Here is a 21,532-nt window from a genome sequence, read left to right on the forward strand (position 1 = left end):
GTGACGTCCGCCCCCGACGGCTGGAACCATCGCACTCTGCGCACGGGAAACCGTGGATAGGACCTGATCATGATGACTCTAAGCGGTTTGCTTCGCCGAGCGCTGGCCGGAGCGGGGGTGACCGCGGTGCTGGCGACGGGCGCGTTCACTGCCGGCTGCGCCTCACAAGAGGAAGAGGCACCGGAGACGTCGACCACCACGACGACGACCACAACCACCACTACGGTGCCGCCTCCGCCCGCCACGCCGACGGAGAAGGCGCCGCGCATCGATCCCAATCAGCCGAACCCGTTCTCGCCCACCGTTCATGCGCCATCGGCTCCCGGTCCGACGCCCGGTCGACACCGCGGTCCTCACGGCCAGTAGGCGCGGGGTCCACCGGCCCTGCGCCCTCCTCACCGCCGCGCTGCTGATCGCAGCGTCGGGTGCGTGTGCATCTCGCACCCCGGCGGTGATCACCGGTCCCTATGCGGCACTGTTGGCGAGCTCGACCGACCTGGGCCCGTCACGTTCGGCGGACGCGCAAGTCACCGTAACGCTCGGCGGACCGCAACGTCCGGCCGCCTTGATGGGCTGGTCGAGCGACCGCGACCTCTGGGTGCGCTGGCGGCCCGGCGACAGTTGGGCGATCGTCGAGGGCGCTGCCGGGGATCTCGCGCGGGCATTCGCGATTCCGGTGCGCGACTACCGGTCTGCCAAAGGGGAGGAGTTCTACGCCTCGCCCGAACAGCCGGCGATACCGCCGCAGGTACGCGGCGACGTCACCGCGGTCGGGCGGGTGATGAGCTACACCCCGTACCGCATGAAGCGGCCCGACTTCGTTCCCCTTGACGTACCCAAGGGCGGGCTGACGCCCGACGGACTGTTGTCGGCGTACAACGCGACGCCGTTGGCGGACGCCGGCTTCACCGGCGAGGGCGCGACGATCGTCATCTTCGCGTTCGACAGCGTCGAGCAAGACGACCTCGACCTGTTCGCCGACAGCTCCGGGCTACCCCGGTTCACACCCGAGATCGTCGGCGGCAAACCGTCCGAGGTGCACGGTGAGACGGCGATGGATCTGCAAGTGGCACACGCGATTGCACCCGATGCACGGCTTGTCGTGGTCAACGCCAGGCCGACGGTGGAGGGCGACGGCACATACGAAAAGCTGGGGAGGCTGTTCGAACAGGTCGACCGCGACTACCCCGGAGCGGTGTGGAGCCTGTCGATCGGATGGGGATGCGAGGCGTTCGTCACCGCGGCGGATCTGGCTCCGGTCGAGGCGGCGTTGACGGCCGCCCAGCGGCATGGCACCACGGCGTTCGACGCCAGCGGGGACACCGCGGGCCTGGAGTGCAAAGGCGGAGACCGATGGTCGGCTCCGCCGGGCCCCGACGACGTCGGTGTCGATGCGGTCGCCTCGCTTCCCACGATGACGTCGGTCGGAGGCACCACGTTGTCGACCGGTACGCGCGGGCAGTGGCTGGCCGAACACGCGTGGGTGGATTCCCCGCTGTCGCAGGGCAGTAGCGGCGGGGTGGCGAAGCTGTTCGCCCGTCCGGCGTGGCAGGACAAACTGGATGTCGAGCGTGACACCGAACGCCGCCGCCTGCTCCCCGACGTCTCCGCGGTCGCCGATCCGTTCACCGGTGTGCGGTTCATCTTCGGCCAGCGCGAGGTGGTCGGCGGCGGTACGTCGCAATCGGCGCCGATCTGGGCGGCACTCACCGTGCTGATGAACCAGTACCTGCTGGCCAACGGTGGACGGCAGGTCGGAAACTTCAATCCGGCGCTGTACCAGGTAGCCTCCGGGTCGCGTCTGCCGGGCTTCCGGGATGTGACCAAGGGCGGCAACGCCGTCGATCTGGCGTCACCGGGGTACGACCTGGTTACGGGCCTCGGCACCCCGAACACCGAGAACCTCGCCCGCAACATTCTCGACCTGCAGAAGACGTCACGTTGACCGAAGCGTCACCACGCCGCCGCCGTCGGTGGCGAGATCCCTTGACGAGCACCCTGTTTCCGCATGTGGCGGCTCCGTCGAGGACGACGTTCGGGCTGGCGCTGGCAGCGCTGGCGGTGATGCTGTTCGGGTTCGCGGTGCTGCGTTGGCAGGCGCCGCTGATCGCGATCGGAGCGGTCGGTGTGGCGCTGGTGTTCGTCGTCTATCTGCGTCAGGCAGGTCACGACGTACCGGTACGGCAGTTGGTGCTGACCGCTGCGCTGGCTGCGGCACTCGGCGCCGCGTGGGCATTGGCAACCGGCAGCATCGTGGCCGAGTCTCACGACGTCGCACTCAGCGGCGGTGAGCTGGATCGCGAAAAACTGTTGGTAGGCACCGAGATACCGGTCGGTGGTGCGATCGTGATGCTGATCCCGGCGGGGTTACTGCGGTTGCGCCGCGGGGTGAGTCGAATCCCGCTCGACGGCTACGCGGTCGGCGTGTTGAGCGCCGTGGTGTTCACGTCGGCAGCGACATTGGTCAGGCTGGTCCCGCAGTTCGCGACCGGCGTCAGGGCCGAAGACCTGTGGGTCAGCGCGCTTCTGGTGCAGGCTGGTATCCAGGGGTTGACCCTGCCGCTGACCGCGCTGGCGCTCGGCGGACTCGTCGGCATCGCGCTGTGGGCGGGGCGGCGAAGGATGATCGTCGCGAGTGTGGTTGTGACGCTGACGCTTTACACGGTCATGGGTGTCACCGAGTACACCCCGGTACCGCACATCGTGCATCTGATCGTGCATATCGTGATCGCCGCGGTCGCACTGGCCGCGCTGCGCGGCGGGCAGCGAGCCCTAGGTCCAGAGCTACCGGTGCGAAGCCCCGAGGAAGGCACCGGCCGCGCGCGGGTGCTGGCGGCGCTCGGGGTGGGTGCCGCCGTCGCCGTCACGGCCGGTGTGGTGGCGGCCGTGCTCACCACCCCCGACGTCCCGAAGATCGTGTGCCCTCCCGATTGTGGACGCCCGCCGATCGGCGAGCCCATCGAATCCAACCCGCGGTTCTACGCCGCCGACGGGTCGTTCTCCGTCCAATACCCCGGCCCCGGCAGCGCGTACGAGGCCACCCTCCTAACCGATGGGGTCGAACTCGACTTCACCGGCGGCGACACCGGCATGCTCGAGCTGTTCGGTCTGCCCGCCGAGAACCGGACCGCCAAGCAGGTCGCCCAGGACCTGATCGACGAGTACTACCCCGACGCCACAACGGAATACGAGATCCCCAACGCGATGGTCGGCTACGAACCCGGCTACGGCGTCGTCGCCGACGACTATCCGCAGGACGCCAGCGGCAGCTTCACCCGGCTCCGGTTGATCGTGATGGTTGCGGTCAGAAACGATGTCGCGCTGGTGGCCTCGGCCATCGGCCCCTACCGCGAATTCACTCCCGACTTCGGCACCGGGCATCCATCGGGTGCGAACCTGCAGCTGGCGATAGATATGGGCAAGTACGTCAACAGTTTCCGCTGGACCGGTGTCACCGACTGAGGGTCACAGCTCGGCGAAGCACGGATCCTGCTGACCCTTCGGGATGTCGGCGTTGCGGGTCGAAAACCGGCTCACCACACCGTCATCGGTGACCTCCACCGAATCGGCTTTGATGTTCATCGGGTAGTTCTTCGTCAGCTCGGAGGTGAACGCGTCCAACGCCGGCTGCACGGCTTCGCGCGGCAGCGTGAAGCCCAGCCCGGTCAGCTCGATCACCTGCAGTGAGATTCCGCCGTCGGCGACCGTCGGCCGCGCCCTGATCGAGCCGAGCGCACCTTCCAACTCGATCGTGTCGTCGGACGGGTTGGTCGTGACCCCGCTGACGAATGCGCCGATGAGCGGGATCGAATCGGAGATGGTCTGCCGGATGCCCTCCGATGACCAGTTGATGTCCGCGACGAGCGAGCCGACCGTGCCGCCCGAGGTGGCTGTGTCCTCGAGGCGGACGTCCTCGATGGTCAACTCGACCTTCATACCCTTGGCGTCGCGGATCTGATTGCCGGCGGTCTCGATGTGGATGTTCGTGTAGTGGCCGGACATGTGCTGGATCAGGAACGGCGGCATGACGCCGAACGATGCGCTGGCCTCGTCTTCGACGACGCATGACGTGACGCCCGCGACGACATCGTTCGCGCGGTTGCGTGCGTACAGTTCTCCGGCCAGCACGCCCGCCAGCACCAGGGCCACCACGATGACGACCACCAGCACGATCGACAGGGGATCGCGCAGCAGGCTCCTGAGTTTCGACTCGGAGCGCGGCGGCTCGCCCTGGCCCGGTTCATTCGGTCCCTGGGGTCCCGGCGGCGGCCCCTGTGGTGGAGGCCCCTGCGGCGGCGGGGGTGCCTGGTCCTGCTGGGGTGGGGGGACCTGGCCCTGCGGCGGCGACGGCTGGTTCGGGCGGGCCCACGGGTCAGTCACGAGCGCGATTCTGCCTTACCGCGACGAGCGAAGTCCGCGCGGTTGCGCAGAACCGCGACCGTCTCGCGTACCTTGCGGCCGTCCTCCAGGTCGATGTCGGTCACCAGCAACTGCGGGTCGTCACCGGCGCTGACCAGCACGTCACCGGTCGGGGACGCCACCAGGCTGCCTCCCACGCCGGTCGGGCCGAGCGCGGCGATGTCGGGTTCGGGACAGCCCTGGTCGACGGCGGCGACGAAGCCGGTCGTGTCGATCGCGCGAGCCCTCGCCAGCAACGTCCACTGGTCGAGCTTGCCCGGTCCGCTGCCCCACGATGCGTGCACGGTGATCAGCTGTGCACCACGTTCGGCCAGCTCGACGTAGAGCTCGGGGAACCGGATGTCGTAGCACAGCGTCAACCCGACTCCCACGCCGTCGACCTCGATCAGGACCGGCTCCTGGCCGGGCGCGACCGTCTTGGACTCCTTGAACCCGAACGCGTCGTAGAGGTGGATCTTCTCGTAGTGCGCGTCGATGCCGTCGCCGGCGGCGATCAGCGTGTTGAGAACGCGCCCGTCACCGGACGGCACGAACATTCCCGCCACGACGACGATGCCCATCCGCTCGGCGATGGCCCGCACGCCCGAGGCCCACGGCCCGTCGAGCGGTTCGGCGACCGGGGCGAGCGGCACCCCGAACCGGCACATCGTCGCCTCAGGAAACAGCACCATCCGCGCGCCAGCGTCTGCGGCGCGGCGGGTGTAGTCCTGAACGACCGCGAGGTTCGCCGACGGGTCGGTGCCGCTGAGGATCTGCGCGAGGGCAATCCGCATACGGCCCAGCCTACGGCTTCAGCGGTTACGGCCCCCGGCTTCAGACAGGCGCGACGGTCGACCAGGGCACGGTGAGCACCCCGTCGCGCATCCGGCGTCGCGCGGATGCCACAGGAAAACCGTTGTCGCGCAATAACTCCAGCATCGCACGCCACCGGATCCGCGGACCGAATACGCCGTGGCCCGCGACGCTGGCCCACGCGCGATCGGCAGCGGTCAGCAGCGTGTGCACGGGCTGACCGTCGACGTTGTGGTGGATCAGCGCCTTCGGCAGCCGCTCGGCCAGGTCGGACGGCCGTTCGATCGCGAACGGGTCGCACGCCAGCGTCAGGCTCAGCGGCCCGTCTGCGTCCAGCAGAATCCAGCAGGCTCGCCTGCCGATCTCATCGCAGGTGCCGTCGACGATGAGGCCACCGGGCGCCAGCCGCCGCTGCATCGTCGACCAGGCCTCGTGAACTGCTTCGACCGGATACTGCCGCAACACGTTGAACGCCCGCACCAGGACGGGCCGCATCCCCGCCAATTCGAAACCGCCGAGGCCGAACTGCACCGCGGGGACCCCCGCCGCCTGTGCCGCCTGCACGCGGTCAGGATCGATCTCCAGTCCCACGACGCGAATATCGTTGCGCACCACCCGCAGCCGGGCGGCGAGCTCCAGCGTCGTCACCGGCAGTGCGCCGTAACCGAGATCGATGACCAGCGGATCCTCGGCAGCGGCCAGGGCGGCGCGGACCCGCGGCGCGTGCACGAGCCAGCGGTCACTGCGGCGCAACCGGTTGTAGCGGGTGGTGCCCCGGGTCAGCTGACCGATGGGCCCGCTCATGACCCGAGTGTATGGCCCGGTGGCGGTTCTGCGTCACCGCCCTCGGCGGTACCACCACTTGACGCTGCGCCTCAAGCGTTTTCGGCGATCCACAGGGTGGTGAAGTGCTGCTCGGCGATCAGCAGGTCGACGAGCTGGCCACCGATGAAGTTCTCGATCTTGCCGCCCACCAATGGAACTCGCACCTCCACCTCGACGGTGAACTGCAGCCGCGAACCGGTGCCCGCCGGGGCCAGCACGGCCGTGCCCGTCAGGTTCGCAGGCGCACCGGGGATCGACCCCTTGACTGTCGCGGTGGCCTTCCCGTCGAGCACCGCGCTCCACGCCTCCTCGCGCACGAAGCTCAGGTCCCCGCGGTGGAACTGGGTCACCACACCGGGCAGCCGGTCGGCGCGCAGCGTCTGCGTCGTGACGACATCGATGCCGCCCTGGTCGTCGACGACCATCGAGTCCAGCGAGTACATGTCGGCGCCGGAATCGGTCAGCCGCGCGAGCCAGTACCGCTCGTCGCCGAACGCCCGGTGGACCTGCTCGACGGTTCCCCCGTACTCGGCGGCCATGTCGAATGAGCGCGGCATAGCTGGTCAGGCTACCGTTACCGCCCGTGGTCGGTTCGCAGCTAGGGGGTGCCTCCGTCGAGGAGCGGGTGCCGCTTGCGCCGCTGACCACGCTGCGGGTCGGACCCGTCGCGCGACGGCTGATCACGTGTGACACCACGCAGAAGGTCATCGACGTGGTCCGCGCGCTCGGTCCAGGCGACGATTCGCTCGTTCTGGCGGGTGGCTCGAACGTCGTGTTGTCCGACGAGCTGACTGACCTGTCGGTGATCCATCTCGCCAATACCGAGATCACCGTCGACGGTGATGTGCTGCGCGCCGAGGCCGGTGCGGTGTGGGACGACGTCGTGGTCACCTCGCTGGCACACGGGCTCGGTGGCCTGGAGTGCCTGTCGGGGATACCGGGGTCGGCCGGGGCCACACCGGTGCAGAACGTCGGCGCGTACGGCACCGAGGTGGCCGACGTCATCCGACGGGTGCGCCTGCTGGACCGTCGCACCGGAGAAGACCGCTGGGTCCAAACCGAGGCACTGCGGTTCGGCTACCGGACCAGCGTCCTCAAATACGCGCACGACGCGATCGTGCTCGAGGTGGAGTTCGCGCTGGACCCGGCCGGGCGCAGCGCGCCGCTGCGCTACCGCGAACTGGCCACCGCGCTGGGCGCCGAACAGGGCACACGCGCCGATCCGCTCGAGGTCCGCGAGGCGGTGCTGGCACTGCGGGCGAGCAAGGGCATGGTGCTCGACGCCGACGATCACGACACCTGGAGCGTGGGCTCGTTTTTCACCAACCCCGTCATCACGACCGCGGAGTTCGAGCGGCTCCGCGCCTCGGTCGACGGACCGGTGCCCAACTATCCGGCCCCCGACGGAGTCAAACTGGCCGCGGCGTGGCTGGTCGAGCGGGCCGGCTACGGCAAAGGCCATCCGGGCGAAGGCGCCGCCGCCCGGCTGTCGACCAAGCATGCGCTGGCGCTGACCAACCGTGGCGGGGCCACCACCGCCGACGTGATCGCGCTGGCCAGGACGGTACGTGACGGCGTCCGAACGAAATTCGGGATCGAGCTCACAGCCGAGCCTGTCCTGATCGGGTGCTCGCTGTAGGTACGCTCGATTCACGTGAGTACAGCAGAACCCCTACCGCCGGGGTTCAACCGGCGGCGCGCCCTGGCCGCACTGGCGGTCGGCGTCGTCGCGCCGGGCGTGCTGGCCGCGTGCGGCTCCAAGGACGACGGGTCTTCGGCGTCGCAGGACGGTGAAGCGTCCGGTGCCCCCTCGCTGGACTTCACGCCGGCAAACGCCGCGACCGACGTCCCGCCGACCGCGCCCGTCGGTGTCCAGGTCGCCGACGGTTGGTTTCAGCGGGTCTCGTTGACCAACCCCGACGGGAAGGTCGTCGCCGGTGCGCTCAACCGCGACCGCACCGAGTTCGCGATCACCGAACCGCTCGGCTACGGCGTGCAGTACACGTGGAAGGGCTCGGTTGTCGGCCGCGACGGCAAGGCGGCGCCCGTCGAGGGCTCGTTCTCCACGATCAACCCCAGCACTCAGGTGAGTGGGCGCTTCCAACTCGGCGACGGTCAGGTCGTCGGGGTGGCGGCGCCGGTCATCCTCCAGTTCGACGGACCGATCAGCGACAAGGCCGCCGTCGAGAAAGCGCTCACGGTCACCACCGATCCGCAGGTGGAAGGCAGCTGGGCGTGGCTGCCCGACGAGGTCGGCGGGTCGCGCGTGCACTACCGCACCCGCGAGTACTACCCGGCGGGCACCAAGGTGAACGTCGACGCGAAGCTTTACGGCGTGCCGTTCGGCGACGGCGCCTACGGCGCGCAGGACATCTCGCTGCACTTCGAGATCGGCCGTCGTCAGGTGGTCAGGGCCGACGCACCGTCGCACCGCATCCAGGTGCTCGACGGGGCTGGCGCGGTGGTCATGGACTTTCCCTGCAGTTACGGCGAAGGCGATCTGGACCGCAACGTCACCCGCAGCGGCATCCACGTCGTCACCGAGAAGTACAGAGACTTCTACATGACCAACCCGGCCGCGGGCTACGCCAACGTGCACATGCGGCATGCGGTACGGATCTCCAACAACGGCGAGTTCATCCACGCCAACCCGGCCAGCCTGGGTTCTCAGGGCAGCAGCAACGTCACCAACGGCTGCATCAACTTGTCGCCGGCCGATGCCGAGCAGTACTTCAACAGCGCGATTTACGGCGATCCCGTCGAGGTCACCGGCACGCGCATCCAGTTGTCCTACGCCGACGGCGACATCTGGGATTGGGCCGTGCCGTGGGAGGAGTGGAAGTCGATGTCGGCGCTGTCGGACGCGAACGCTCCGGACATGCCGAGCACCGCGCCCGCGACGCCGTCGGGCGCACCCGAGCCGGTGAGCGGCCGTCCGGGCGGGTGACGTTCACAGTGTCAGCACGCCCGGCGGCTGACCCGCCTACTGAGCGTCGGTGCTGAACAGGTACCAGCCGCCGTCGCCCGGGGCGCAGAACCAATACGGGTAGGCCCGGTCGAAGTTCGGATCGTTCCAGACGATGGGGGCGTCCGACTGGCATTCGGCCTCGGTGGCCCAGAACCACGGCTGCCCGTTCGCGTCGGTCTCCAGGTAATCAACGGCATGGGCCGTTCCCGCTGCGCCCATCAAGCCCGCGAACGCCAGTGCAGCGGCCGCGATTGCCTTCTTCATGTCATCCCACCCTGTCCAGTTGAATTGATTTCGAGTGGAAGATAACGTCCCGCGGCTCAATGATCTACGCGAACGTAAAAAGCAGATCCTCAGAGCTTCCGGTTGAACCGCGATCCGCTGGACCCGCTGACCTGATCGCGCGGCCGGACCACGATCAGGTCGAGATCGACGTGCGATGGCCTGCTGGCGACGAAGCCGATGATCTCGGCGATGTCTTCGGCCACCAGTGGAGTGACGCCCTCATACACCTTGGCCGCGCGGTCCTCGTCGCCCTCGAACCGGTTCAGCGAGAAGTCCGTCTTCACCATGCCGGGCGCAACTTCGGTGAGCCGCACCGGTTTTCCGAGCAACTCGCTGCGCAGCGTGCGGTGCAGCACGCCCTGCGCGTGCTTGGCAGAGGTGTAGCCGCCGCCGTTGTCGTAGATCTCCACCGCCGCGATCGAGGTGACCGTGACGATCAGCCCGTCGCCCGACGCGATCAGCTTCGGCAGCAGCGCGCGGCTCACCAGCAGCGTGCCGAGCACATTGACTTCCCACATCCAGCGCCAGTGCTCGACGTCGGCCTCGGCAACCGGATCCAGCCCGAGGGCCCCGCCGGCGTTGTTGACCAGCACATCCACCCGGTCCACCGCCGCCGCCAACGCCGACACGGACTCCTCAGATGTGACGTCCGCCACAATCGCGGTGCCGCCGATCTCTTCGGCCAGGGCCTTGAGTGGCGCCTCGCGCCGGGCCACGCACACCACGTGAAAGCCAAGGGCTGCAAGGGTTCTCGCGGTCGCTTCACCGATTCCGGCGCTTGCGCCGGTGACCACCGCGACACGACCGTCGGCCTGGAAAGTCGTCATCTGCCCAACCTTAGTTGGCGTGCTAAGTTCACCTCGTGTTGTCCAGTCAGGCCTGTATGCGGCGTGCGTGTTGTTGTTGCACGCCTCGCCGCGCCTGACTGTTTGAAGACGACATCTCTGTCCTTCTGAATCGCCGGGTGTGGCCCGAACACCGCCGCCGGCCGAATTCTCCCCAAGGACAAGCAGATGAGCACTCCCGTCGCCACCACCCTCTCCGCCAAGCGTTCCGTGCGCAGCGCGCAGCATCCCAAGCAGACGCTGACGTTCGTGACCGGCCGGCACCGCCAGGCCGGCACGCGGATCGTCGCGCCGTCACTGAAGGTCGCCGACGCGGCCGCCGCCTCGGTGTTCAGTGCGGCCCGCCAGCGCGGACCCATCGCCCGTGACGCGATCGCGCGGGTCACCGGGCTGAGCATCGCGACCGTCAACCGCCAGGTCACCGCGCTGCTGGAGGCCGGTGTGCTGCGGGAGCGCGCCGACCTCGCGGCCTCCGGCGCGATCGGCAGGCCCCGAGTGCCTGTCGAGGTGAACCACGAGCCCTTCCTCACGCTCGGCGTCCACATCGGCGCGAAGACCACAAGCATCGTCGCCACCGACCTGTTCGGCCGCACCCTCGACGTGGTGGAGACGCCAACCCCGCGGGGCCCGCAGGCCGCGGCGCTGACGTCGCTGGCCGGCAGCGCCCGCCGCTACCTGAGCCGCTGGCACCGCCGACGCCCGTTGTGGGTCGGGGTGGCCGCCGGCGGTGTCGTCGACAGTACGACGGGATACCTGGACCACCCGCGGCTCGGATGGTCGGACGCACCGGTCGGGCCGGTGCTCGCCGAGGCGATCGGACTGCCGGTGTCGGTCGCCTCCCACGTCGACGCGATGGCGGGCGCCGAACTCCTGCTGGGGGCGCGCAGGCAACCGTCGACCGCATGGCCGGAAACGCTGTTCGCCCCCGCGGGCACGAGCCTGTACGTCTATGCCCGCGAGACCGTCGGGTATGCGCTGTCCATCGGCGGGCGCGTGCACTCCCCGGCCAGCGGTCCGGGCACCATCGCCGCGCTGCCCGCACACTCCGAATTGCTCGGCGGCACCGGCCAATTGGAGTCGACTGTCAGTGACGAAGCGGTGCTGATCGCCGCTCGCAAGGCACGCATCATCCCGCTCGAGGGACCGGGCTCGACGATGCAGGCGCTGCTCAAGACCGCACGCCAGGGCAGCCAACCGGCGCAGGAACTGCTGGCCGAGCGTGCCCGGGTGTTGGGTGAGGCCGTGGCCCTGCTGCGCGACATGCTCAACCCCGACGACCTCGTCGTCGGCGGTCAGGCGTTCACCGAGTACCCCGAAGGTATGGCCACAGTGGAAGCCGCGTTCGCGCAGCGGTCGGTGATGCCCGCCCGCGAGATCCGGCTCACCGTATTCGGCAACCGCGTCCAGGAGGCCGGCGCGGGCGTGGTGTCGCTTGGCGGGTTGTACGCCGATCCGATCGGGGCCATGCGGCGCGCGCAGCTGCGCAGACCCGAAGCCAGGCCCGAGGTCCCTGCGTAGCCCGGCGCATCGGGCCGACGGTGTAGACATGTCTGTGTGCGCCTAGCAACGGATCCGTCCCGTTCTGATGCCGCCGGACTTCCGGTCCCCAGGCGCGTCGCCGTGCTGTCGGTGCACACGTCGCCGTTGGCCCAGCCCGGCACCGGCGACGCGGGCGGGATGAACGTCTACGTGCTCCAGAGCGCGCTGCAGATGGCTCGCCGCGGGGTCGAAGTTGAGATCTTCACGCGGGCGACCTCGTCGGCCGACCAACCCACTGTGCGGGTCGCGCCCGGTGTGCTGGTGCGCAACGTGGTCGCAGGCCCGTTCGAGGGGCTCGACAAGTACGACCTGCCCACCCAGTTGTGCGCGTTCACCGCGGGGGTGCTGCGCGCGGAGGCGACGCACGAACCGGGCTACTACGACATCGTCCATTCGCACTACTGGCTGTCGGGTCAGGTCGGCTGGCTGGCGCGCGACCGCTGGGCGGTGCCGCTCGTGCACACCGCGCACACGCTGGCCGCGGTCAAGAACGCCGCCCTGGCCGAGGGTGACTCACCCGAACCGCCGCTGCGCGCGGTCGGGGAGCAGCAGGTCGTCGACGAGGCCGACCGGTTGATCGTCAACACCGAACACGAAGCGCAGCAACTGGTTTCGGTGCACAACGCCGATCCGGCAAGGATCGACGTGGTGCACCCCGGCGTCGACCTCGAGACGTTCACACCCGGGGACCGCAACGCCGCGCGTGCCGCGCTGGGACTCGACACCGACGAGCAGGTGGTCGCGTTCGTCGGGCGCATCCAGCCGCTGAAGGCGCCCGACGTCGCACTGCGCGCCGCGGCCAAACTGCCGGGCGTCCGCGTGCTGGTGGCCGGCGGCCCCTCCGGCTCCGGACTACAGGCCCCCGACGGGCTGATTCGACTGGCCAACGATCTGGGTATCTCGGACCGGGTGACGTTCCTGCCGCCCCAGTCGCGCGACCAGCTGGTCAACGTGTACCGGGCCGCCGACCTGGTGGCCGTACCCAGCTATTCGGAGTCCTTCGGCCTGGTCGCGGTCGAAGCTCAGGCATGCGGGACGCCGGTGGTGGCCGCCGCGGTCGGCGGATTGCCGGTCGCGGTGCGCGACGGTGTCACCGGGACACTGGTCGACGGGCACGACGACGGCGACTGGGCGCACGCCATCGGCGATGTGCTGGGCCGCGCCGACGCTCTGAGGCCCGCGGCCGCGGCCCACGCCGCGACGTTCTCGTGGGCCCGCACCGTCGACGCGCTGTTGGCCAGTTACGGCCGCGCCATCGCCGACTACCGGGCACGTCACCAGATGCGAGACGGCGCGCGCCGTACGGGTCGGCGGTTCTCGCGGCGGCGGGGGGTGCGGGCATGACCAACGCGGCGAAGATCATCGAAGAGGCGTGCAAGGAGAACGGCCTGGTCTGCACGTATCACGAAGGTGCGCGCGGCGGGTTGGCCGGCATCATCGTCGAACTGCCCGGCGAGCGACGGCTCAAGACCAACACGATCCTGTCGATCGGCGAGCACTCGGTACGCATCGAGGCGTTCGTCTGCCGCAAGCCCGACGAGAACCACGAGGGCGTCTACCGGTTCCTGCTCAAGCGCAACCGCCGCCTCTACGGGGTCGCGTACACGCTCGACAACGTCGGCGACATCTACCTCGTCGGGCGGATGTCGCTGGAATCGGTGACCTCCGACGAAGTCGACCGGATCCTCGGTCAGGTGCTCGAAGCCGTCGACAACGACTTCAACACGTTGTTGGAGTTGGGATTTCGCTCGTCGATTCAGAAGGAGTGGGAATGGCGGGTGTCGCGCGGCGAGTCGCTGAAGAATTTGCAGGCGTTCGCCCACCTGATCGACGACGAGGACGACTGACCCTTTCGCCCAGACCGACGTTTTGGCGGGTTTTTCGACCGAATTCCACCATTCCGTCGGTCTCGGTGCGGGGGGTGGGCGATCCGTCTGCCGTGAGAGGATTGCGGCATGTCTGATTCCCGGGGTGACTGCACGCTGATCCTGCTCCGCCACGGCCAGAGCGACTGGAACGAGAAGAACCTGTTCACCGGCTGGGTCGACGTCGACCTCACCGAGAAGGGCCGCGCCGAAGCGGTCCGCGCCGGCGAGCTGATAAAAGAACTCGATCGCCAGCCCGACGTGGTCTACACCTCGCTGCTGCGCCGCGCGATCACCACCGCGAATCTGGCCCTGGACAAGGCCGATCGGCATTGGATCCCGGTGCACCGCGATTGGCGGCTCAACGAGCGCCACTACGGCGCGCTGCAGGGCCTGGACAAGGCCGAGACCAAGGAGCGCTACGGAGACGAGCAGTTCATGGCGTGGCGGCGCAGCTACGACACCCCGCCGCCGCCGATCGAGCCGGGCAGCACCTACAGCGAGGACGGCGACCCGCGCTACGCCGACCTGCCCGGCGGTCCGCCGCGCACCGAATGCCTCAAGGACGTCGTCGAGCGGTTCGTGCCGTACTACACCGAGACCATCGAGCCCGACCTGCGCGCGGGTAAGACCGTGCTGATCGCCGCGCACGGCAACTCGCTGCGCGCCCTGGTCAAGCACCTCGACGGGATGTCCGACGAGGACGTCGTCAACCTCAACATCCCGACCGGCATCCCGCTGCGCTACGACCTGGACTCCGACCTCAAACCGAAGATCATCGGCGGCACCTATCTGGATCCCGAGGCCGCCGCCGCCGGCGCGGCAGCCGTCGCCGCACAGGGCGCCAAGTAGTCCGTCAGCCGTCCCAGGCGAACGGACGGTGAACAGCGGGGGTCCGGAGCCCGAATTTCGGTGTTTCGGTATGTGAGTTGTCCCGTTTTGGCCGCACGCTGCTGGGATGACGTTCACCGGGTGCGTACGATTTCGGCGTGAGTGTCGTTTGGGCACTGCTGCTGGCAGCGGTGGTCGCACTGCTCGCTCTGGGAGCCGGTATCGCGCTCGGGGCGCGTTTGAGCCCCCGCCTCACCGATCGCAGACAGCGTCGCACCACCGCGCAGAGCGGGGTCACGGTTTCACAGATGCTCTCCCACATCGCATCGCGGGCGCCCACGGGAATCGTGGTGGTCGACCACTTCCGTGACGTCGTCTACGCCAACGACCGGGCCCGCGAGCTGGGACTGGTTCGTGACCGGCTGCTCGACGAGCGGGCCTGGCGGGCCGCCGAGCGCACACTGGCCACCGGCCAGCCCGGCGACGTCGACCTCAGGGCAAACAAGCGCGTCAACCCCGGCCGGTCCGGCCTGTCGGTGCGCGGACACGTTCAGCTGCTGACCGACCAGGACCGCCGCTTCGCCGTCGTCTACGTCGACGACCACTCCGAATACGCCCGTATGGAGGCCACCCGCAGGGACTTCGTCGCCAACGTCAGCCACGAGCTCAAAACGCCGGTCGGGGCGATGGGGCTGCTGGCCGAGGCGCTACTCGCATCGGCCGACGACCCCGAGACCGTGCGCCGATTCGCCGAGCGGATGGTCGCCGAGTCCAACCGGCTGGCCAACATGATCGGCGAGCTGATCGAGCTGTCGCGGCTGCAGGGCGCCGAGCGCCTGCCCGACCTCGCGGCCGTCGACGTCGACACCGTGGTGTCCGAAGCGCTGTCGCGGCACAAGGTGCCCGCCGACAACGCAGACATCAAGATCACCACCGACGCGCCGACCGGTTTCCGCGCCCTCGGAGACCAAGCCCTGCTGGTCACCGCGATCGCGAACCTGGTCTCCAACGCGATCGCGTATTCGCCGCACGGGTCGTCGGTCTCGATCAGCCGCAGGCGGCGCGGGGACAACATCGAGATCGCCGTCACCGACCGCGGTATCGGCATCGCCCGCGAGGACCAGGAGCGGGTCTTCGAGCGATTCTTCCGCGTCGACAAGGCGCGGTCCCGGGCCACCGGCGGCACCGGGCTCGGGTTGGCCATCGTCAAGCACGTGGCGGCCAACCACAACGGAAGCATCCGGCTGTGGAGTCAGCCGGGAACGGGATCGACGTTCACCCTGTCGATTCCGGCCTATCCCGATCACGAATCGGACGAACGAGAGGACCAGCGAAACCAATGACCAGTGTGCTGATCGTGGAGGACGAGGAGTCCTTGGCTGATCCCCTGGCCTTTCTTCTTCGCAAAGAGGGCTTCGAGGCCACCGTCGTCACCGACGGGCCCGCGGCCTTGGCCGAGTTCGAGCGCTCCGGCGCCGACATCGTGCTGCTCGACCTGATGCTTCCCGGCATGAGCGGTACGGATGTGTGTCGTCAATTGCGTTCGCGCTCAAGCGTTCCAGTCATCATGGTGACGGCCCGCGACAGCGAGATCGACAAGGTCGTCGGGCTCGAACTCGGCGCCGACGACTACGTCACCAAGCCTTACTCAGCCCGCGAGCTGATCGCTCGTATCCGCGCGGTGTTGCGGCGCGGCGCCGAGAACGACGACCCCGGGATCGGTGACGGCGTGCTCGAGGCCGGGCCCGTCCGAATGGACGTCGAGCGCCATGTGGTCTCGGTGAACGGACAGCCGGTGACGATGCCGCTCAAGGAGTTCGACCTGCTCGAGTACCTGATGCGCAACAGCGGCCGGGTATTGACCCGCGGCCAGCTCATCGACCGCGTGTGGGGTGCCGATTACGTCGGCGACACCAAAACCCTTGACGTCCATGTGAAGCGGTTGCGGTCCAAGATCGAGGCCGATCCGGCCAACCCCGTGCATCTGGTCACCGTCCGCGGCCTGGGCTACAAACTCGAGGGCTGACGCCGGTCTAACCGGTAGTGCCGCCCATGATCTCGAGGACGTCGAACGTGTTGACACCGGCGGTGACCGACGGGTCGCGCTCGGCGATCGCGAGCACCTCGGCGCGATCGTCGGCACGCAGCACGCCCAGCCCCCATACGCCTTCGGGATCGGCGACCGGGCCGTAGACGACGACGCGGCCCTGCGCCAACAGCTGCTCCCAGTACTCCTGATGCGCCGCCATCGCCTGCTGCTCGGCGGGCGTCATGGTCTGGGCGAAATCCGGTCGCGGCGGGATCAGCCGGAACAGGAACAGCGATGCGGCGCCCGAAGGATCGGTCATCCGGCCAGGCGGGTGGCGGGGTGCACGGCGATAAGCCCTAATCCGCTGCGCCGCTTGCACATCGCCGCGAGCTCCGCGTACGCCTTCTCGCCGAGCAGTTCGGTCAGCTCGGGGCCGTAGGACTCCCACACCTGCCTGCTGCCGACGTGCGCGTTCGGATCGCCGGTGCAGTACCAGTGCAGGTCGGCGCCGCCTTCACCCCAGCCGCGACGGTCGTACTCGGTGATCCACGTCTTGAGGATCTCGGTCCCGTCGGGTCGTTCCACCCACTCCTGCGTGCGACGGATCGGCAGCTGCCAGCACACGTCGGGTTTCATGGTCAGCGGTTCGACGCCGAGCTTGAGCGCCTTGCTGTGCAGTGCGCATCCGATACCGCCTGCGAAACCGGGCCGGTTGAGGAAGATGCAGGCGCCCTTGTGCTTCCGGGTGCGCAGGTTGGGCTTGTCGTCGTACTCGTCCATCTCGAGGTAGCCCTTTTTGCCGAGCCCCTTCTCGCGGAACTGCCAATCCTCGTCGGTCAGCGTCTTCACCGCGTCGTCGAGGCGCGCGATGTCGTCGTCGTCGGACAAGAACGCCCCGTGCGAACAACACCCGTCATCCGGGCGTCCCTCCACCGTGCCCTGGCACGCCGGGGTGCCGAACACGCAGGTCCACCGCGAGAGCAACCACGTCAGATCGGCGGCGATCAAGTGCTCGGGATTGTCGGGGTCGTAGAACTCGACCCACTCACGGGCGAAATCGAGTTCGACCTCTCCGGGGTGCGGTGCAGTCACAATTCTCAACGGTAGACCCATTAAGTTGGATGAGTGCGATTAGGCGTGCTCGACGTGGGCAGCAATACCGTTCACCTTCTCGTGGTGGACGCGCGACGCGGTGGGCACCCGACGCCGATGAGTTCGACCAAGGCCTCGCTGCGCCTCGCTGAGGCCATCGACAGCGACGGCAAGATCACCCGCAGAGGCGCCGACAAGCTGATCGGCACCATCGACGAATTCGCCAAGATCGCCACGAGTTCCGGCTGTGCGGAGCTGATGGCGTTCGCCACGTCCGCGGTGCGTGACGCGAAGAACTCCGAAGAACTGCTCGCCCGGATTCTCGCCGAGACGGGGGTGGCGCTGCGCGTGCTCGCAGGCGTCGACGAGTCGCGGCTGACGTTTCTTGCGGTGCGACGGTGGTACGGCTGGAGCGCCGGACGGATCATCAACATCGACATCGGCGGCGGCTCGCTCGAACTGTCCAACGGCGTGGACGAGGAGCCGGAGGTTGCGCTGTCGCTTCCGCTCGGGGCGGGCCGGCTCACCCGCGAGTGGCTCCCTGACGATCCGCCGGGCAGGCGGCGGGTGGCGATGCTGCGCGACTGGCTGGCCACCGAGCTGGCCGACGCCGGCGCCGAGATGCTCAAGGCCGGCGCTCCCGACCTGGCGGTCGCATCGTCGAAGACGTTTCGGTCGCTGGCCAGGCTGACCGGCGCGGCGCCCTCGGGGGCCGGCCCGCGGGTCAAACGGACGCTGACCGCCACCGGCTTAAGGCAGCTCATAAATTTCATCTCTAGGATGACCGCGGCTGACCGTGCCGAACTGGAAGGGGTGAGTGCCGATCGGGCGCCACAGATCGTGGCCGGAGCGTTGGTCGCCGAGGCGAGCATGAATGCCCTCGGTGTCGAGAGCGTCGACATCTGCCCCTGGGCGTTGCGGGAGGGGCTGATTCTGCGGAGACTCGACAGCGAAGCCGATGGCAGCGGTCTCGCCGGCGGTACCCACAATCCGGCCTCAGTACAGACGTTTGTGCGTAATGCTGGACGATAGATGACGAGGCCCGAAGGCAACACACGATGACAGGACCAGAAGACGACCACAGCAACACGCGACCCATCTCGGTCGCGGAGTTGCTGGCGCGCAACGGCACGATCGGTGCCCCGCCGGTCGGCGGGCGGCGCCGTCGTCGCCGCGGCGCCGACTCCGTGACCGTCGCCGAACTGACCGGTGAGATCCCGATCATCCGTGACGACGACGCACCCGCCACGGGGCGTTCGGCCGCCGCGACGGTCGAGGCCCCCGCCGAAACCGAGCCCGTCGCGCCCGCCGAGGCCGCGGACGCCGAACCCGCCACCGACACTGCTGAGGCCGCCCCCGCCGAGACTGCCGAGACCGCTGCCGCCAACGGCGCCGTCGACCACACCGAGGAGACGGTCGAGGAGGAAGCCCTCGAGGTTCCCGAAGACGAGCCTCTCGAGGCCTCCGGCACCGAGACTTCCGAGGTCGAGGCCGTCGAGGACGAGGCCGCCGACGCGGCCGGTGCGGACGAGGACACCGACTACGCCGATGCCGTCTCCGACTACCAGACCCACATCGAGCAGCGCGACGCCGACGAGGACCTCGACTTCTTCGCCCCGCCGCGGCGCTCGACCTTCGCGCGCCGACGCTTCGGCATGCTCGGTCGCAGCGCACCGGCAGAACCCGGCGATGCCCAGGTCGGTGCCGAGGAGATGAGCCCGGATCCCGTCGACTGGGCCGATCCGGACGCCGACGAGGACGAGGCCGCCGACGCGGCGGTCGCCGTGGCCGAGCCCGAGCACGACGATGAGCGCGACGACAGGCCGTCCTACCTGCGTTCTCCCGATGACGCCCTGTTCGGCGGTCCCGACGTCGACGACGATGTCGCCCGGCCGGACAACGACCTGAGCCCGGCCGACGTCGACCTCGACGAGGACGCACCGCGTTCGGGTGCGATGTCGTCGATCCTGCGCGGGGCGATGGTCGTCGGGCAGTGCGTGGTCGCGGTCGCGTTCGGCGCCGGGCTGTTCATCGCCTTCGACCAGCTGTGGAAGTGGAACAGCATCGTCGCGCTGGTACTGGGCGTGCTGGTGATCCTGGGCCTGGTGGTCGGCGTGCGCGTGGTCCGCAAGACCGAGGACATCGGCAGCACACTGATCGCCGTCGCGGTCGGCGCGATGGTGACATTCGGGCCGCTGGCATTGATGCAGGCGGCTTGAGGCGCCCAATCACCCGTGCGTCCAGCCATTAAGGTCGGTCTGTCGACGGCCTCGGTCTACCCGCTGAGAACCGAGGCGGCCTTCGAATACGCAGCCAAGCTCGGCTACGACGGGGTCGAGCTCATGGTGTGGGCCGAGACGGTCAGCCAAGATGTCGACGCCATCGAGCAGCTGTCGAAGCGTTACGAAATGCCCGTGCTCTCCGTGCACGCGCCGTGCCTGTTGATCACCCAGCGGGTGTGGGGTGCCAACCCGATTCCCAAGCTAGAACGCAGCGTGCGGGCGGCCGAACAGCTGGGCGCTCAGACCGTCGTCGTGCATCCGCCGTTCCGGTGGCAGCGCCGCTACGCCGAAGGCTTCTCCGAGCAGGTCGCCGAGCTCGAAGCGTCCAGCGAGGTGATGGTCGCCGTGGAGAACATGTTCCCGTTTCGTGCCGACCGCTTCTTCGGCGCGGGTCAGACCTCCATCGAGCGGATGCGCAAGCGTGGCGGCAACCCCGGGCCGGGCATCTCGGCGTTCGCGCCGTCCTACGATCCGCTCGACGGCGACCACGCCCACTACACGCTCGACCTGTCGCACACCGCGACCGCCGGCTCCGACGCACTCGAGATGGCGCGCCGCATGGGCGAGGGGTTGGTGCACCTGCACCTGTGCGACGGCAGCGGCGCCTCGACCGACGAGCATCTGGTGCCCGGCCGCGGCACTCAGCCGACGGTGGAGGTGTGCGAGATGCTGGCCGCAAGCGACTTCAACGGCCATGTGATCCTTGAGGTGACCACATCGGGTGCGCGCACCGCCGCCGAACGCGAAGCGCTGCTGGTCGAGTCGTTGCAGTTCGCCCGCAGGCACCTGCTGCGCTGACACCCCTGACCTCGTTCCGAACTCGCTTCTAGAAGGACTCACCAGATGGCCGGCTCCACCCTGTTCACCGACGCCATGGCGCTCACCCACGCCGGTGACGGCGTGTATCACGGTGAGCTGAACGAACATTGGACGATCGGGCCGAAGGTGCACGGCGGAGCGATGCTCGCGCTGTGTGCGAACGCCGCGCGGACGGAGCATTCCAGGGGGCTGCAACGATCGGCGCACGCGCGCAGCGCAGGGGACGACTCGGGGGATCAGGCGAGCGGTGGCGTGGAACCGATCGCGGTGTCGGGAAACTTCCTGTGGGCGCCCGACCCCGGCCCGATGCAGGTGGTCACGACCGTGCGCAAACGCGGGCGTCGCGTCAGCCTGATCGACGTCGAACTCAGACAGGGCGACCGTACAGCTGTGCGGGCCGCGATCACGCTCGGCGAGCCGGAACATCATGTGACGCCGCTGCTCTCGGTCAATCCCGTGATCCCGTTGATGCAACCGGATCCGCCGCCCGGTCTCGAGCCGATCGGTGAGGGCCACCCGATGGCCGACATCGTGCACCTCGCGCGCGGCTGCGACATCCGGCCCTCGCTGACCACGATGGAACCGCGGTCCGACGGCGGCCCGCCGGTGATCGAGTACTGGGTGCGGCCCAAGGGTGTCGCCCCGGACGTGCTTTTCGCGCTGCTGTGCGGCGACGTGTCGGCTCCTGTGACGTTCGGCGTCAACCGGTTCGGTTGGGCGCCCACCGTCCAGCTGACGGCGTACCTGCGCAGCAGGCCGGCCGACGGGTGGTTGCGCGTGCTCTGCACGACCGTGCAGATCGGCCAGGACTGGTTCGACGAGGACCACATCGTCGTCGACTGCGAGGGCCACATCGTCGTGCAGACCCGCCAACTCGCGATGGTTCCGCAGGGGTAGGCGGCAAGCCGCGGAGGGTGGCCGCACACGCGGTGCCCGACCGT

Annotated in this window: 23 protein-coding genes; 15 read left to right on the forward strand and 8 right to left on the reverse strand. The window is 68.7% G+C overall.

Annotation, left to right across the window (positions count from 1 at the left end):
* Nucleotides 1-69: 69 nt before the first annotated feature.
* Genes CEX87_RS14155 through CEX87_RS14165 form a run of 3 tightly spaced genes read left to right on the forward strand, consistent with a single transcriptional unit; the run spans nt 70 to nt 3,462 of the window.
* Entirely contained in the window at nt 70-366 is a 297-nt protein-coding gene (locus CEX87_RS14155) for a hypothetical protein (protein ID WP_416171911.1), read from the forward strand.
* Nucleotides 308-1,945: a S53 family peptidase gene (locus CEX87_RS14160; protein ID WP_416171912.1), complete on the forward strand. Its 1,638-nt coding sequence runs from the start codon at nt 308-310 to the stop codon at nt 1,943-1,945. Before CEX87_RS14155 ends, CEX87_RS14160 begins: the two co-directional genes overlap by 59 nt.
* A 41-nt stretch (nt 1,946-1,986) precedes the next feature.
* Nucleotides 1,987-3,462, forward strand: a complete 1,476-nt coding sequence (locus tag CEX87_RS14165) for a zinc ribbon domain-containing protein (RefSeq protein ID WP_094287789.1) — start codon at nt 1,987-1,989, stop codon at nt 3,460-3,462.
* A 3-nt stretch (nt 3,463-3,465) separates the two neighbouring features.
* Here the strand turns inward: CEX87_RS14165 and CEX87_RS14170 are convergent, their stop codons facing one another.
* From CEX87_RS14170 to CEX87_RS14185, 4 genes are all read right to left on the reverse strand, one after another.
* Entirely contained in the window at nt 3,466-4,380 is a 915-nt protein-coding gene (locus CEX87_RS14170; RefSeq protein ID WP_064399707.1) for an LmeA family phospholipid-binding protein, read from the reverse strand.
* On the reverse strand, nt 4,377-5,192 hold the full coding sequence (locus tag CEX87_RS14175; protein ID WP_094287791.1) for a carbon-nitrogen hydrolase family protein: 816 nt from the start codon (nt 5,190-5,192) through the stop codon (nt 4,377-4,379). Before CEX87_RS14175 ends, CEX87_RS14170 begins: the two co-directional genes overlap by 4 nt.
* Before the next feature lie 40 nt (nt 5,193-5,232).
* Complete coding sequence (locus CEX87_RS14180) at nt 5,233-6,015, reverse strand: class I SAM-dependent methyltransferase (RefSeq protein ID WP_198957225.1); 783 nt, start codon at nt 6,013-6,015, stop codon at nt 5,233-5,235.
* Nucleotides 6,016-6,086: 71 nt separating this feature from the next.
* Entirely contained in the window at nt 6,087-6,593 is a 507-nt protein-coding gene (locus CEX87_RS14185) for a DUF2505 domain-containing protein (protein WP_094287793.1), read from the reverse strand.
* A 26-nt stretch (nt 6,594-6,619) separates the two neighbouring features.
* Here CEX87_RS14185 and CEX87_RS14190 point away from each other — a divergent pair, with 26 nt between their 5' ends.
* Both CEX87_RS14190 and CEX87_RS14195 read left to right on the forward strand, forming a co-directional pair.
* On the forward strand, nt 6,620-7,675 hold the full coding sequence (locus tag CEX87_RS14190) for a UDP-N-acetylmuramate dehydrogenase (protein ID WP_094287795.1): 1,056 nt from the start codon (nt 6,620-6,622) through the stop codon (nt 7,673-7,675).
* Nucleotides 7,676-7,690: 15 nt separating this feature from the next.
* On the forward strand, nt 7,691-8,983 hold the full coding sequence (locus tag CEX87_RS14195; protein ID WP_064427110.1) for a L,D-transpeptidase: 1,293 nt from the start codon (nt 7,691-7,693) through the stop codon (nt 8,981-8,983).
* Nucleotides 8,984-9,019: 36 nt separating this feature from the next.
* On the opposite strand, the gene CEX87_RS14200 is transcribed toward CEX87_RS14195, so the two are convergent.
* Both CEX87_RS14200 and CEX87_RS14205 read right to left on the reverse strand, forming a co-directional pair.
* Entirely contained in the window at nt 9,020-9,268 is a 249-nt protein-coding gene (locus CEX87_RS14200; RefSeq protein WP_094287797.1) for a hypothetical protein, read from the reverse strand.
* 89 nt (nt 9,269-9,357) lie between these two features.
* Nucleotides 9,358-10,116 (reverse strand): SDR family oxidoreductase, encoded by a 759-nt coding sequence (locus CEX87_RS14205; protein WP_064419930.1) that lies wholly within the window; start codon nt 10,114-10,116, stop codon nt 9,358-9,360.
* A gap of 186 nt (nt 10,117-10,302) precedes the next feature.
* On the opposite strand from CEX87_RS14205, the gene CEX87_RS14210 reads away from it, so the two are divergent.
* The 6 genes from CEX87_RS14210 to regX all read left to right on the forward strand — a co-directional run bounded on the left by CEX87_RS14210 (nt 10,303) and on the right by regX (nt 16,395).
* Entirely contained in the window at nt 10,303-11,652 is a 1,350-nt protein-coding gene (locus CEX87_RS14210; RefSeq protein WP_094287799.1) for an ROK family transcriptional regulator, read from the forward strand.
* A gap of 36 nt (nt 11,653-11,688) precedes the next feature.
* The gene (gene mshA, locus CEX87_RS14215; protein WP_094287801.1) at nt 11,689-13,017 is read left to right on the forward strand and encodes a D-inositol-3-phosphate glycosyltransferase; all 1,329 of its coding nucleotides are present in this window, start codon (nt 11,689-11,691) and stop codon (nt 13,015-13,017) included.
* Nucleotides 13,014-13,520 carry a type III secretion system chaperone family protein gene (locus tag CEX87_RS14220; RefSeq protein ID WP_064425348.1) on the forward strand — a complete coding sequence of 169 codons (507 nt, stop codon included), beginning with the start codon at nt 13,014-13,016 and terminating at the stop codon, nt 13,518-13,520. The genes mshA and CEX87_RS14220 overlap by 4 nt, the downstream gene beginning before the upstream one ends.
* A 108-nt stretch (nt 13,521-13,628) precedes the next feature.
* Nucleotides 13,629-14,390 carry a phosphoglyceromutase gene (locus CEX87_RS14225; protein ID WP_094287803.1) on the forward strand — a complete coding sequence of 254 codons (762 nt, stop codon included), beginning with the start codon at nt 13,629-13,631 and terminating at the stop codon, nt 14,388-14,390.
* A 137-nt stretch (nt 14,391-14,527) separates the two neighbouring features.
* Nucleotides 14,528-15,712 (forward strand): sensor histidine kinase, encoded by a 1,185-nt coding sequence (locus CEX87_RS14230; protein WP_094287805.1) that lies wholly within the window; start codon nt 14,528-14,530, stop codon nt 15,710-15,712.
* On the forward strand, nt 15,709-16,395 hold the full coding sequence (regX, locus tag CEX87_RS14235) for a two-component sensory transduction protein RegX (RefSeq protein WP_064419926.1): 687 nt from the start codon (nt 15,709-15,711) through the stop codon (nt 16,393-16,395). The genes CEX87_RS14230 and regX overlap by 4 nt, the downstream gene beginning before the upstream one ends.
* A gap of 7 nt (nt 16,396-16,402) precedes the next feature.
* On the opposite strand, the gene CEX87_RS14240 is transcribed toward regX, so the two are convergent.
* The gene (locus CEX87_RS14240; protein WP_198957226.1) at nt 16,403-16,717 is read right to left on the reverse strand and encodes a YciI family protein; all 315 of its coding nucleotides are present in this window, start codon (nt 16,715-16,717) and stop codon (nt 16,403-16,405) included.
* Nucleotides 16,714-17,511: a hypothetical protein gene (locus CEX87_RS14245; RefSeq protein WP_198957227.1), complete on the reverse strand. Its 798-nt coding sequence runs from the start codon at nt 17,509-17,511 to the stop codon at nt 16,714-16,716. Before CEX87_RS14245 ends, CEX87_RS14240 begins: the two co-directional genes overlap by 4 nt.
* Before the next feature lie 12 nt (nt 17,512-17,523).
* On the opposite strand from CEX87_RS14245, the gene CEX87_RS14250 reads away from it, so the two are divergent.
* From CEX87_RS14250 to CEX87_RS14265, 4 genes are read left to right on the forward strand one after another with little or no spacing between them, the layout of a single operon-like run.
* Nucleotides 17,524-18,522, forward strand: a complete 999-nt coding sequence (locus CEX87_RS14250) for a Ppx/GppA family phosphatase (RefSeq protein ID WP_064399693.1) — start codon at nt 17,524-17,526, stop codon at nt 18,520-18,522.
* Between the two features lie 26 nt (nt 18,523-18,548).
* Entirely contained in the window at nt 18,549-19,709 is a 1,161-nt protein-coding gene (locus CEX87_RS14255) for a hypothetical protein (RefSeq protein ID WP_094287811.1), read from the forward strand.
* Nucleotides 19,710-19,724: 15 nt separating this feature from the next.
* Nucleotides 19,725-20,570: a sugar phosphate isomerase/epimerase family protein gene (locus CEX87_RS14260; RefSeq protein WP_094287813.1), complete on the forward strand. Its 846-nt coding sequence runs from the start codon at nt 19,725-19,727 to the stop codon at nt 20,568-20,570.
* 45 nt (nt 20,571-20,615) lie between these two features.
* Nucleotides 20,616-21,488, forward strand: coding sequence for a thioesterase family protein (locus CEX87_RS14265; RefSeq protein WP_094287815.1), 873 nt, complete (start codon nt 20,616-20,618; stop codon nt 21,486-21,488).
* The last annotated feature ends 44 nt before the right edge of the window (nt 21,489-21,532 follow it).

It is taken from the genome of Mycobacterium lehmannii (genome assembly GCF_002245535.1).
GTDB lineage: Bacteria > Actinomycetota > Actinomycetes > Mycobacteriales > Mycobacteriaceae > Mycobacterium > Mycobacterium lehmannii.